The organism is Streptomyces sp. RPT161 (assembly GCF_027533845.1).
In the GTDB taxonomy this organism is placed as follows: domain Bacteria; phylum Actinomycetota; class Actinomycetes; order Streptomycetales; family Streptomycetaceae; genus Streptantibioticus_A; species Streptantibioticus_A silvisoli_A.
Map to the genome: position 1 here is coordinate 41,130 of NZ_JAPZVN010000029.1, position 12,396 is coordinate 53,525.

Genomic DNA, 12,396 nt, shown 5'->3' on the forward strand with positions numbered 1-12,396 from the left:
GGCTGTTCGGGCGTGCGCGTAATACGGCAGTCAGACTTCGTGGTCTGAGTTTCGCGCGGCCTTGGGCGGCGCGGTCGGGTAGTTCGACGGGTGTCAGTCGTCGTCGGTGATGAAGTCTGCTATCGCGGCGGCGATGGCTTCGGGCTGCTCGTCGGGGATGAAGTGTCCAGCGTCGGGCACGACGATCCGGGTGGTGTTGTCGGCCCATGGGCTGATGGAGGCGGCCATGTCCGGAACGGAGCCGTGGCTGCTGGAGATTCCGAGGATCGGCACAGTCAGGTGGGTGATTTCGGATGCGTACTGGGGCGACACCGTGCGTCTTCGCAGTCATCGAGCACACCAACCGCCGTGTCCGCATCCTCGGTGCGACGACTCATCCCACCGCGGCCTGGGTCACCCAGGCCGCCAGGAATCTCGTGATGGGTCTTCAGGACCGTGGAGCCGCAGTCGCGTACACCCGCGCATTCGGCGCCGTCTTCGCCGCCGAGGGCTTCGAGATCGGCGGCTGGGCTGTGGTGGGAGGAACGCTACCGGTCAGGCGGTGTGTCGTTAGTGATGGTGGGGGCTCTCGGCGATCGGGTCGGTGAGCGGTGCCGCTGCCCGAAGTGCTGCTGCCGGGGCTGCGGGTGTCGTGTGGGCAGTGGCGTCGAAGGCGGGGTTGGGCGCGGTGGGGTTCGACGGGGCGTTCACGGGTTCGCTCGATCTGTGCGAGTCCTATGAGGCGTGTGCGGCCGAGGTCCGGCAGTTCCTGGCTCCGATGTGGACGGCGACCGAGCAGACCCTGCCCGCCGCGGTCCGGCCGCACGTGCACGCCATCATCGGCTTCACGGTGCGGACCGATCGCATCGCCGACGAGGGCGCGCCGGCGGCCCGCGAACGGCGGATCGCGCGGTGGTGCTCCGACACGCTGGAGGATCTGCGCTTGGGCCGCAGCGGGCATCCGCTGCGGCGGGCGTTCGTGGACACGGCGCTGCGGTGGGATCTCGATCGTGCGGTGATCGAGGAGTTCCTCACCACGGTTCATGCCGACTGCGTCTCTCCGCCCGTGTTCGAGACGTTCGCGGACCAGCGGCGCTATCTGCGGGGAACCACGGGAACGTCGGCCGAGATGTGGACTCCGCTGCTGGAACCGCGGGGGCCGGAGGCGTTCCGGCTGGCGTCGTTGCTGGGCGAGGTGTGCCATCTGGCGGACGTGTTCGAGGACATGCCAGCCGACCTCGCCGCAGGCCGCTGCTACCTGCCCCGTGAGGATCTGCGACAGCTGGGCCTGGACGTCGCCGATCTCCGGCGCAGTGAGCCGCGGGAGGCGCTGGACGAGCTGATCGACATCCAACTGACCCGCTGGCACGGGCTGTTGCAGCAGGCGGCGCCAGTGGCCGCGACGGTGGGTTCCGAGTACGAGGCGTTCCTGGGCGCCCTCCTCCTCGGCGCCCAGGTGCAGTTCGACGAGGTCACGCTTCTGCGTTCCCGGGTGCTGTCCGACGGTCTCGAGCCGCTGACGGTGACGGGTCGTGCCCGGCGCCGCCCGGCGTGGCCCGCGGCCGGTCCGGTGCCGAACCATCTGGCGGTGATCATGGACGGCAACCGGCGGTGGGCCGCGCTGCGGGGCATGTCGGTCGCGCAGGGCCATCGTGCGGGCTACCGGGCCGCGATGCGGCTGGTCAACTCCGCGCTACGGCTGGGAATTCGGCACCTGAGCATCTACATGTTCTCCACCGAGAACTGGGACCGCTCCCAGGAGGAGGTGCACGACCTGTTCGACGCCTTGGCCGACGCGATCAGCCGGGACATCGACTGGCTGCACGAACTCGGCGTTCGGGTGCGCTGGTGCGGGCGGCGCGAGCGGATCGATCCCTCGCTCGCCTCCCAACTGGCTCTGGTGGAGAGCGCGACGTCGAACAACTCCGAGCTGACGCTGACTGCCTGCGCCGACTACGGCGGCCGGGACGAGATCGTCACCGCCGCTCGCGCGCTGGCCGCGCAGGCGGCGGCGGGGGCGATCCAACCCGAGGACATCGGCCCTGCGGACATCGCCCGGAACCTGTACGCGCCCGACCTTCCCGACGTCGACGTGCTGATCCGTACCTCCGGCGAGCAGCGGCTCAGCAACTTCCTGCCCTGGCACCTCGCCTACGCCGAGCTGGTCTTCGACCCAACTCTCTGGCCCGACTTCGGCCTGGCCCAGCTGCAGGAGGCCCTCACTGACTTCGCCAGCCGAGAGCGCCGCTTTGGCGGCAGCCTGCCCGGCCCGGCGAGGCCCGTGGAGGCGGCCCGGACCGACTGACGGATCCGGGCCGGGTCTCGGGTCACCCCTTCGGCGGCGTGTACAAGCCCTCGGCGGTCATGTGCGCCAGCACCGTGTCGGTGGTGAACGCAGGCGTGCCGAAGGCTGCGGCGAACGCATCCACCAACTCCGCGGTGGGACGCAGCGGCACCTCCTGGATCCGCACCCTCATCGGCTGGCCCGGCGGCACGCTGTCCGTGGTGAGCCGCCCCTCGGCCAGATCACACCGGAACACCGAACGGTGCCCCAGGTCGACGCCGTTGATCACGCACGTCCCGGACACCACCCCGTCCTGCAGAGCACTCTCCAGCTTCTCCAGCCGGAAGTTGCCACGCGCCGTGCGCACCGCGAGGCCGCCGTCCAGGCCACCATTGCCCTGCGCCCTCGGAACGTCGGCCAGTGAGGGATCACCCGAGCCCGACCGCACGGGGAACCGCATCGCCGAACCGCGCGAATCCTTCACCAGCCGTGCCGGAGCCACCGCCTCGACCTCCGCCTCGAACTGGTCCAACTGCCTCTGCGCCTGCGGCGTCCAGCGAACCTCGACCCAGCCGTCGGAGACCGTGCCCCACTTGGCGTCCGCAACCGATGCGGACGCCGTTCCCGCGAACTGCGCCAGCAGCGGAGCGGTCAGGGCCGCGCCCAGAACCATTCGTCGCGTCGTGCTCATCGTTGTGCGCACCATCCTTCCTCGGGCCGCAGGACTCGACCCCCGGAAGGATCATCCGGTCACCTGAGCGCCTGGGGGCGGACAATGCGAGGAACCACCCGGATGGGGGACTGACGCCTCCATCGGAGCCACCAGGCGTCCCATAGGTACCTGTTTCATCTGGCAGGTCACCGGCCACAGACGTGGCAGATGCCGACTCGGAGAACGCCAGGAACGTCGACGTCCGCCAGGAACCGGTCGGAATCCCAGCGCGCTGGGTCGGCCGGCGTCTCCTGCAATGCCTCAGCCACCAGCTGCGCACCCTGCCCCAGTCGGACGGAAGGGAAAGTTCACGCCCTGCCCCAGCCGGACGGAAGGGAGAGTCCACGCCCTCATGCCGTGAGGACAGCCAACCCTCCCGGACGGTCTGGTAGGAGATTGCGCCCCTCGGCGCCATAGGGAGGTGGCTTTGGTGTTCTGATGGCTGGTTGGTGCTGCGCGGTGTAGCGTCGTCAGTAGTAGTCGTGGTTCCGAAGTCTCGTTCGCCCGTGACGTGCTCACGGGCGTTCTTGCTGTTCAGCGTCTCTCCGGACCAGGGCGATCACCTCCGGATCCCGCGCGGTGCGGGACTCGGTATGCATTCCCTTGAAGGAGACAGGCATGGCCAGCGGTACCGTGAAGTGGTTCAACAGTGAGAAGGGCTTCGGCTTCATCGAGCAGGACGGCGGCGGCCCCGACGTCTTCGCTCACTACTCGAACATCGACGCTCAGGGCTTCCGCGAGCTGCAGGAAGGCCAGAAGGTCACGTTCGACGTCACGCAGGGGCAGAAGGGCCCGCAGGCGGAGCACATCCGCCCCGCATAACGGCGTATGAGCGAGGCCCCGACCGGATGTCGATTCGGTCGGGGCCTCTCACTTTTTCCGCCCTCGGCAGGAAAACTCGGTGCTGAACACCCTTACCAAGTCAGCGACCTCACCATCGTGGTGGATGCGGTGGTCACCGCAGTGAGCACCGCCGTCGGCCCCGGCTCCCGAGTCCGATCCGCTGTCCGGGGCTCATAGACGTTGGGATGTGGGACGGGCTCATGTCGGTCAGCGGGCCGCCCCCGGCGAGGTGCCCGCCGGGGGCGGCCCGCTCACCGGCGCCACCCACACCGCGCTGGCACTCCCGTGGCCCCCGGTGGCGGGATGGTGGGCAAGGGGGTCCGAGGCATCACCTCTGTCGGCTTGCGCTCTCCAGCCCGTCGAGGATCAGGTCGAGCCCGAAAGCGAACTCGTCGCCGTAGTCGTAGCCGGGGCGCAGTATGTGCTCGGTCACCAGCTCGGACATGTGCGGGTACTGGTCGGTGGGGGCCTGCGCCAGGATCGCCTGCGCCAGCTCCGTGCTTGAGGCGGGAGTGTCGAAGGGCAGGCTGCGCTCCTGCAGGGCGAACCCGTAGATGTAGCTGTCGAGGACCGAGTACGCGTGCGCGGCCAGGGCAACGGAGAAACCCGCCTTGCGAAGGCACCCGAGGACGGCGTCGTGATGGCGCAGCGTCGCCGGACCGAGTGAGCTCCGCGACTCCATCAGGCCGATCGCCCAGCGGTGGCGGGACAGGATCTGGCGAACCTCGACCGCCCGTTGCCGCATCGCTGTCTTCCAGTGGTCATGAGGGGATGGCAGGTCGATCTCGCCGAAGACCAGGTCGACCATGCCGTCGAGGAGATCTTCCTTGTTGGCCACGTGCGTGTAGAGCGACATCGCCTCGACCCCGACCGCCTCGCCCAGCTTGCGCATGGTGAGCGCCTCGAGCCCGTTCTCGTCGGCCAAGGCGACAGCCGCGTGCAGCACTTTCTGGCGGCTGAGTGGGATGCGGGGCGCCCGGTCGCGCGCGGGCCGCGGGGTCATCTGCGTCCTCCTGTCGTCGACCTTGACAACCTTACAGAGTAAGGATCAACCTTACGGCGTAAGGACATCAGATTCTAGAGCGTCGCGATGCAGCGCAAACAGTTCGCAAGCCCAACCCAGTCGGCAACTCCGGCTGCCGCGGGGACGACGATGAAGTCGATCGTCCAGGACCGGTACGGGCCGACGCCCGAGGACGTGCTGCGGCTCGCGGAGATCGACACGCCCACGATTCGGTCAGACGAGGTCCTGGTCAGAGTGCACGCCGCCAGCGTGGACCGGGGTACGTGGCATGTGATGGCCGGTCTGCCCTACCCCATCCGGATGGCAGGGTTCGGTCTGCGCAGGCCCAGGAGCGCCAACCCGGGCCGCGCTCTCGCCGGAACGGTGCACATCGTCGGCGCCGGTGTGACCGGCTTCAAGCCGGGCGACGAGGTGTTCGGCATCGGCAGCGGCTCGTTCGCCGAGTACGCGCATGCGCGACCCGACAAGCTCTCCCTCAAGCCGGAAAACCTCGCCTTCGGCGAGGCGGCCGCCGTGCCCGTCTCCGGAATCACCGCTCTGCAGGCGGTGCGCGACCACGGGCGAGTCCGGGCCGGACAGAAGGTGCTGATCGTCGGCGCGTCCGGGGGAGTGGGTAGCTTCGCCGTGCAGATCGCCAAGGCATGCGGAGCCGAAGTGACCGCCGTGTGCAGTACCTCGAAGCTCGACCTGGTCCGCGCCCTCGGGGCCGACCATGTCATCGACTACACACGAGCGGACATCGCTGACGGCCAGGGCCGCTACGACGTCATCCTCGACATCGGGGGCAACCGCCGACTGTCGCGTCTCCGCGGAGCCCTCACTCCGACCGGGCGCCTCGTCATCGTCGGAGGCGAGACCGACGGACGGTGGCTCGGCGGCATCGACCGTCAGCTCAGGGCCCATGCGCTGTCTCCGTTCGTCGGCCAGAACCTCGGTACCTTCGTCGCTTCGGAGAACTCCGCAGACCTGACGGCCATCCGCGAACTAATCGAGTCCGGCAAGGTCACACCCGCGATCGACCGGACCTATCCGCTCAACGAAGTCGCCGCAGCCATCCGTCACATGCTGGACGGACGGACCTGCGGCAAGGTCGTGATCACCATCTAGGGCGTGAGTCGAATGTGCTGGCCCTGCGCGCCTGCATCGACCATGTCTACGGCGACCAGCCTGTCCCGTTCCGCCCGGTGTGGTCCGCCCGCCGCCCACTCACCCAGGGCGCTGGACCGCTCGCAGCCAGTGCTGCCGATGGTGTCCGGTGTCCCTGAACGCCGCAGCCACGACCACGTCCGCGCGGGCGCCACCACCCTGTTCGCACCGGGCAGCCCGGCGTCCGCCTTCCGACGCGCGGGGCGACGGCTTTCGCGAGACGCTGAGAGGGAGGAGCGTGCGCGAAAGTGGCGACGCATTTCCAGCTGGAACCCGCAGCTAGCCAAGAAGGCGGGCCGTGATGAGCGATTCGGATACGGGCGCCATGGGGCGGAGCCAGGGTGAGACGGTTCGCCTCTCGACGATCAGGCTGAGTGTCAACGATCAGGCGCGGCAGCTTGAGGTGGATCCGCGGACCTCGCTGCTCGACGCGCTGCGCGAACATCTGCGCCTGAGCGGGACCAAGAAGGGGTGTGACCACGGGCAGTGCGGAGCATGCACCGTGCTGGTGAACGGCCGCCGGGTCAACTCCTGCCTGACGCTCGCCGTCATGCACGAGGACGACGAGATCGTGACGATCGAGGGCCTGGGCGATCCCGAGGACCTGCACGCCATGCAACGCGCCTTCGTCGAGAGAGACGGCTTCCAATGCGGCTACTGCACGCCCGGCCAGATCTGTTCGGCCGTCGGCATGCTCGCCGAGGTGGAGGCCGGCTGGCCCAGCCACGCCACGGCTGATGTGTCCGCGCCGCAGGTCGCGTTGAGCGACGAGGAGATCCGCGAGCGAATGAGCGGCAACATCTGCCGGTGCGCCGCCTACCCGAACATCGTGGCGGCCATCCGCGACACCGCGCAGGGAGGCCTGTGATGAGGCCGTTCACCTACGAGCGGGCGACGGACGCGCAGACGGCCGTCGCGGCGGTATCCCGACCCGGCGCGAAGTTCATCAGCGGCGGCACCAATCTGCTCGACCTGATGAAGCTCGACATCGAGCAGCCCAGCCATCTGGTCGACATCAGCCGGCTTCCGTTGCGGGACATCGAGGAACTCCCGGACGGCGGACTGCGCATCGGCGCCCAGGCGGCGAACTCCGACGTGGCCGCCGACGCCCGGGTGCGCACCCGCTATCCGGTGCTGTCGGAGGCGCTGGTGGCCGGCGCCTCTGGCCAGTTGCGCAACATGGCGTCCACCGGCGGAAACCTGTTGCAGCGCACTCGCTGCCCCTACTTCTACGACACCGCCGCGGACTGCAACAAGCGTGATCCCGGGTCCGGATGCTCGGCGATCGGCGGGTTCAACCGGATACACGCGATCCTCGGCGCCAGCGAGTCCTGCATCGCCACCAACCCCTCGGACATGGCCGTCGCGATGACCGTGCTGGGAGCGGAGATCGAGCTGCTCGACGCCGATCAGGCGGTACGCCGCGTCGCCATCACGGACTTCTACCGGCTGCCGGGCGACACCCCGCACATCGAGACCGTGCTGCGGCCCGGCGAGATGATCACGAGCGTCGTCCTGCCCCCGCCTCCGCCGGGCCGGCAGAAGTACCGCAAGGTGCGCGACCGGGCGTCGTACGAGTTCGCGCTGGTCTCCGTGGCGGCTGTCGTCTCGACCGATCAGGGAACGATCAGTGAGGCGCGGGTGGCGTTCGGCGGTGTCGCGCACAAGCCGTGGCGGTCCGTCGAGGCGGAGGCCGCGTTGACCGGCCGTCCGGCCACGATGGACACCTATCGCGCGGCCGCCGAGGCGGCGATGCGCGACGCGGTCGGGCAGGGGCACAACGACTTCAAGATCGAGCTGGCCAAACGCACGCTGTGCCGCACGCTGGCGCAGGTAGCCCGGGCGAGCTGAGGAGGCGGCATGATCGGGCAACCTCTGAACCGCGTCGACGGCCCGTCGAAGGTCGCCGGCCGGGCCCCCTATGCCTACGAGCAATGGGAGGCCGGCCAGCCGCTCTACGGTTTCATCGTCGGCGCGACGATCGGCAAGGGCCGTATCACCCGGATCGACACGGAGAGCGCCGAACGCGCGCCCGGCGTGCACATGGTGATGACCCATCTCAATGCCCCGGCGCAAGGCCCTCGCGATGAGTCCATTCCGTTCGAGTACTGGCGCGCCCAGCCGGTGCTGACCGGACCCGACATTCACCATTACGGCGAGCCGGTGGCACTCGTCGTCGCCACGGCCCTCGAGCAGGCCCGCGCGGCGGCCGATCTCGTCGAAGTCGAATACACCAGGGGGCGGGGACGTTTCAACTTCGCCGAGCAGGAAGACGAGGTGTACATCCCGAAGGTGGTCAACGCCGGTCTCCCCACCGACACCGCGGTGGGCGATTTCGATGCCGGATTCGACAGCGCGGACGTCAGGATCGACCAGTACTACACGACGCCGTACGAGTTCTCGATGCCGATGGAACCACACGCATGTCTGGTGGAACCGCGTGACGAGGATCTGGTCGTCTACGTCAGCTGCCAGATCGTCGATGCGGCGCAGACCTCGATCGCCAGCACTCTGGGGCTCGACCCGGCGCGGGTTCACGTCGTCACCCCCTTCGTCGGCGGGGGATTCGGGTCCAAGCTGGGCATCCATTCCGAGACGATCCTGGCAGCGCTCGCCGCTCGCGCGTTGCGCCGACCAGTCAAGATCGCGATGACCCGGCAGCAGATCTTCCAACTCGTCGGCATGCGCCCCACCTCCAGCCAGCGGGTTCGGCTGGGCGCGGGGGAGGACGGACGGCTGGCTGCGATCGCCCATGACGTCACCATGCACACCAACCCCGACGTGGAGTACGCCGAGCAGACCGCCGCCACGACCCGCAGCCTCTACGCGGCGCCCCACCGGTTGACCAGCCACCGGCTGGCGCCGCTCGACCTGCCGCGCGGGACGGACGTCCGCGCACCGGGCGAGGCGCCGGGCATGCTGGCGGTCGAGTCGGCGATGGACGAACTGGCGCACACGCTCGACATGGACCCGGTCGAGCTGCGGATCCGCAACGAGCCCACCGTCGATCCCGAGCGGGACGTGCCGTACAGCGACCGGCACCTGGTCGAGTGTCTGCGCGAAGGTGCGCGCCGGTTCGGCTGGGAGCACCGCCCCGCCGCCCCGGCGAGTGTGCGCGACGGGCGATGGCTGGTCGGCTACGGCATGTCGGCCGCGATCCGCGGGCACTTCCAAGGGCCGACCGCGGCGCGGGTGCGGTTGGAGGCGGACGGCACCGCCGTCGTCGAGACGGACATGACCGACCTCGGCACCGGTACCTACACCGTCCTGACCCAGGTCGTGGCTGATGGCCTCGGGCTCTCGCCCGATCGGGTGCGGATCGAGCTCGGGCGGTCCGATTTTCCCTCCAGCTGGGGGTCCGGGGGCTCGTGGGGCGCCACCAATTCGTGCACGGCGGTGCATCGTGCGTGCCTGGCCCTGCGCGAGAAGGTGCTGGTCGCGGCGGGCGGTGACACGCGCTCTCCGCTGCACGGCCTCGACCCGGCGGACGCCGTGTTCTCCGATGGCAACGTGGGTATCGGCGGCGCGTCCGAGGCAGTGAGCGAGATCGTCGCACGCAACCATCCCGAAGGTGTGGAGGCGGAGGGCGGGACCCGCTTCATGGGCGATGATCCGAACTACACGGCGTACTCGATCAACACCTACGGGGCCCATTTCGCCGAAGTGGGGGTCGACGCGGACACCGCCGAGATCCGTCTGAGGCGGATGCTCGGTGTGTTCTCGGTGGGCCGCGTGTTCAACCCGAAGACGGCCCGCTCGCAGCTGATCGGCGGGATGATTTGGGGAGTCGGCGCGGCCCTTGAGGAAGAGGCCGTCGTCGACCCGCGATCCGGTGCCTTCGTCAACTGCGATTTCGCGCAGTACCTGGTGCCGGTCCACGCCGACGTCCCGGACATCGACGCCGTCATCCTTGACGGGTTCGACGACAAGGCCAATGTCCTTGGCGCGAAGGGCGTCGGTGAGCTGGGAATCTGCGGGGCCGGCGCGGCGGTCGCGAACGCGGTGTTCAACGCCACGGGCGTGCGCGTGCGTGACTTCCCCATCACCATCGAGAAGGTGCTGCCCGGTCTGCCACTGCTGGAGGCCTGAGTTGGCACAGTTTCGGCGCTGGGGCCGCCATTTCCCGCTCCCGCACCAGCCCCACCGGGCATCGCACCGTACCGCGTGGTCAAGCCATCGCAGTACGCCCTGACGGCTCGTCCGGTGTGGTGGGAAACGGCCGGTGCCGGTGGCGTCGTCCTGGTTCGATCGGGCGGAGCCGGATGACCGCGTCGAGGCCACCCCCGGCCGCGGGACGCAGTTCGATGTCTCCGCCGCTGGCGTGGGCGAGTTGCTGGGCGATGGCCAGGCCGAGACCCGTACCGTCCGGGGAGGCGTTCGGGGCGCGCCAGAACCGGTCGAAGGCGTTGGCGCGTTCCACGTCGCTCATCCCCGGCCCCTCGTCGGTCACATGGATCTCCACGTATGCGTGGCCTGAGTCGCGGCCGGCAGCGACGGAGTGGGCCAGGGTGACGGTCGTGCCGGGTGGAGCGGCGCGCAGCGCGTTGGCGAGGAGGTTGTCGACGATCTGCTCCAGTGCGCCTGGCACCGCCCAAACCCGACCGACGCGGTCCCCGGCGAGGGCGATGACGATGCCGCGGTCGGTGGCGAAGGCGTTCCAGGTATCCGCCCGGTCGCTCAGGATCACGTCGGGGTCCACTGGCACCGGGGCGGTCTCCGAACTCTCCGCGCGGGCGAGGGCAAGGAGGCCCTGGATCATGCGGACGAGACGGTCGATCTCGGAGAGGGCGCTGTCGAGGTTGTGCTGAGCGTGCGGATGGAGGTCGGGTTCGAGGTTCTCCAAGCGCAGCCGCAAGGCGGTGAGCGGCGTCTTGAGCTGGTGGGACGCGTCGGCGGCGAAACGGTGCTGGGCACGCAGCAGATGTTGCAGGCGGGTCGCGGTGCGGGTGAACTCGCCTGCCAGACGGCGCAGTTCGGGAGGGCCGAGGTTGACTGCGGGTGGTTCGGTCAGGGATCCGTCGGCGAGCTGGGCGGTGGCCCGTTCCAGTTCGCGCACCGGGCGGGTGATCCAGCGGGCGAGCGCGAACCCTATTACCGTCATGGCGGAGAGAACGGCCAGTGCGGCGGCGGCCAGTGCCATCCACGCCGTGTGGATACGGTTGATTGTCTCGAAGGTTGGGGCGCTTAGCCGCACGGCACCGCCGACCGTCGTTCTGTAGGCCACGGGGGCGGTCGAGTAGTAGACCTCCCCACCCAGCGTGGCATCGCGCATGGTGCCGCTGGTGCGCTGGTTGCGGAGGGCGGCGGCGATGTCGGGGGCCCGGAAGAGGTTGCGGTGGGGCCCGGCGGCCGCGGACGCTGAGTCGGCGAGCGTGTTGCCGTGCCGGTCGACGATGGTCACGCGGGTGCCGGCGCGGTGGGCGTATTTGGCGAGCAGCGCGGGCAGTTCCCGTGCGTCAGAGGTTTCCACGTCCTCTTCGACGAGTTCGGCGAGCACGACGACGTCCCGTTCCAACGAGGTGGACACCGTTGAGGTCTCACTGCGTGCGTAGACGATCCCGAAGGGGATCTCCAAAGCGAGCAGGACGAGCAACGCCAGGGTGAGGTAGCTGAGCAGCAGGCGTCGGACCATGGGGCTGGTGTCACTGCTGGGTGGTGCGCGGGGGGCCGGTCGGGTGGGGCGGGTCGGTGGGCACGGCGAGGCGGAACCCGACTCCCCGGACGGTCTCGATCCAGGTGGGGCGATCCAACTTGCGGCGCAGCGCGGCGATGTGGACGTCCAGTGTCTTGGTCGGACCGAAGAAGTGCGGGTCCCACACCTTGTCGAGGATGTGCTGGCGCGAGTACACGGCGCCGGGGTCGTCGGCGAGCAGTGCCAGCAGGTCGAACTCCTTCGGGGCGAGGGCGATCGGCCGGTTGCCCGTGTGGACCTGTCTGGTCCGCCTGTTGATGACCACGTCCCCGATGTGCTGCGAGGTCCGGTCGGCCTTCGGCCCCGCGTCTTCTTCGCAGGACGGCGTGGCGGCGGGGTGAGTGCGACGTGTGACGGCGCGGATCCGGGCCACCAACTCCCGGAGCCCGAAGGGCTTGGACAGGTAGTCGTCGGCGCCGAGTTCGAGTCCCACCACACGGTCGGTCTCGTCGGCGCGTGCGGTGATCATGATGATGGGCACGTCCGATCGGCTGCGCAGCGCTCGGCAGACGTCGATGCCGTCCATGTCGGGCAGTCCGAGATCCAGCAGGACCATGTCGGGGAAGGCGGCGCCGAGGGCGGCGGCGCCGGTGCCGACCCGGTCCACGGCGAAGCCGTAGCGGCCCAGCCCTTCGACCAGCGGCTCGGCGATGGTGTCGTCGTCCTCAATCCGCAGTACGCGCACCTGGGCAGACTCGCACATATCGGACAGTGGT

At 69.2% G+C, this 12,396-nt stretch carries 10 protein-coding genes and 2 pseudogenes; 7 read left to right on the forward strand and 5 right to left on the reverse strand.

Annotation, left to right across the window (positions count from 1 at the left end; translation table 11 throughout):
- Nucleotides 1-93: 93 nt before the first annotated feature.
- Nucleotides 94-297: pseudogene (locus O5O46_RS32430) on the reverse strand (alpha/beta fold hydrolase); the annotation flags it as partial.
- Nucleotides 298-640: 343 nt separating this feature from the next.
- On the opposite strand from O5O46_RS32430, the gene uppS reads away from it, so the two are divergent.
- Nucleotides 641-2,284: a polyprenyl diphosphate synthase gene (gene uppS / locus O5O46_RS32440; protein WP_269859226.1), complete on the forward strand. Its 1,644-nt coding sequence runs from the start codon at nt 641-643 to the stop codon at nt 2,282-2,284.
- 22 nt (nt 2,285-2,306) lie between these two features.
- Here uppS and O5O46_RS32445 read toward each other — a convergent pair whose 3' ends face one another.
- Nucleotides 2,307-2,954, reverse strand: a complete 648-nt coding sequence (locus O5O46_RS32445; RefSeq protein ID WP_269859227.1) for a hypothetical protein — start codon at nt 2,952-2,954, stop codon at nt 2,307-2,309.
- Between the two features lie 639 nt (nt 2,955-3,593).
- On the opposite strand from O5O46_RS32445, the gene O5O46_RS32450 reads away from it, so the two are divergent.
- On the forward strand, nt 3,594-3,797 hold the full coding sequence (locus tag O5O46_RS32450; RefSeq protein WP_269859228.1) for a cold-shock protein: 204 nt from the start codon (nt 3,594-3,596) through the stop codon (nt 3,795-3,797).
- A gap of 349 nt (nt 3,798-4,146) precedes the next feature.
- Here the strand turns inward: O5O46_RS32450 and O5O46_RS32455 are convergent, their stop codons facing one another.
- A complete protein-coding gene (locus tag O5O46_RS32455; protein WP_269859229.1) occupies nt 4,147-4,821 on the reverse strand; it encodes a TetR/AcrR family transcriptional regulator in 675 nt (224 codons plus the stop codon).
- A 150-nt stretch (nt 4,822-4,971) separates the two neighbouring features.
- On the opposite strand from O5O46_RS32455, the gene O5O46_RS32460 reads away from it, so the two are divergent.
- The 5 genes and pseudogenes from O5O46_RS32460 (at nt 4,972) to O5O46_RS32475 (ending at nt 10,077) form a co-directional block, all read left to right on the forward strand.
- Nucleotides 4,972-5,949 (forward strand): NAD(P)-dependent alcohol dehydrogenase, encoded by a 978-nt coding sequence (locus tag O5O46_RS32460; protein WP_269859230.1) that lies wholly within the window; start codon nt 4,972-4,974, stop codon nt 5,947-5,949.
- Nucleotides 5,950-6,054: 105 nt separating this feature from the next.
- Nucleotides 6,055-6,180 (forward strand): annotated as a pseudogene (locus tag O5O46_RS35725) (IS630 family transposase); the annotation flags it as partial.
- Between the two features lie 109 nt (nt 6,181-6,289).
- A complete protein-coding gene (locus tag O5O46_RS32465) occupies nt 6,290-6,856 on the forward strand; it encodes a 2Fe-2S iron-sulfur cluster-binding protein (RefSeq protein ID WP_269859231.1) in 567 nt (188 codons plus the stop codon).
- Nucleotides 6,856-7,839, forward strand: coding sequence for an FAD binding domain-containing protein (locus O5O46_RS32470; protein ID WP_269859232.1), 984 nt, complete (start codon nt 6,856-6,858; stop codon nt 7,837-7,839). The genes O5O46_RS32465 and O5O46_RS32470 overlap by 1 nt, the downstream gene beginning before the upstream one ends.
- A 9-nt stretch (nt 7,840-7,848) precedes the next feature.
- Nucleotides 7,849-10,077: a xanthine dehydrogenase family protein molybdopterin-binding subunit gene (locus O5O46_RS32475; RefSeq protein WP_269859233.1), complete on the forward strand. Its 2,229-nt coding sequence runs from the start codon at nt 7,849-7,851 to the stop codon at nt 10,075-10,077.
- A 79-nt stretch (nt 10,078-10,156) separates the two neighbouring features.
- Here O5O46_RS32475 and O5O46_RS32480 read toward each other — a convergent pair whose 3' ends face one another.
- Both O5O46_RS32480 and O5O46_RS32485 read right to left on the reverse strand, forming a co-directional pair.
- Complete coding sequence (locus O5O46_RS32480) at nt 10,157-11,620, reverse strand: sensor histidine kinase (protein ID WP_269859234.1); 1,464 nt, start codon at nt 11,618-11,620, stop codon at nt 10,157-10,159.
- 10 nt (nt 11,621-11,630) lie between these two features.
- A complete protein-coding gene (locus tag O5O46_RS32485; protein ID WP_269859252.1) occupies nt 11,631-12,365 on the reverse strand; it encodes a response regulator transcription factor in 735 nt (244 codons plus the stop codon).
- Between the last annotated feature and the right edge of the window lie 31 nt (nt 12,366-12,396).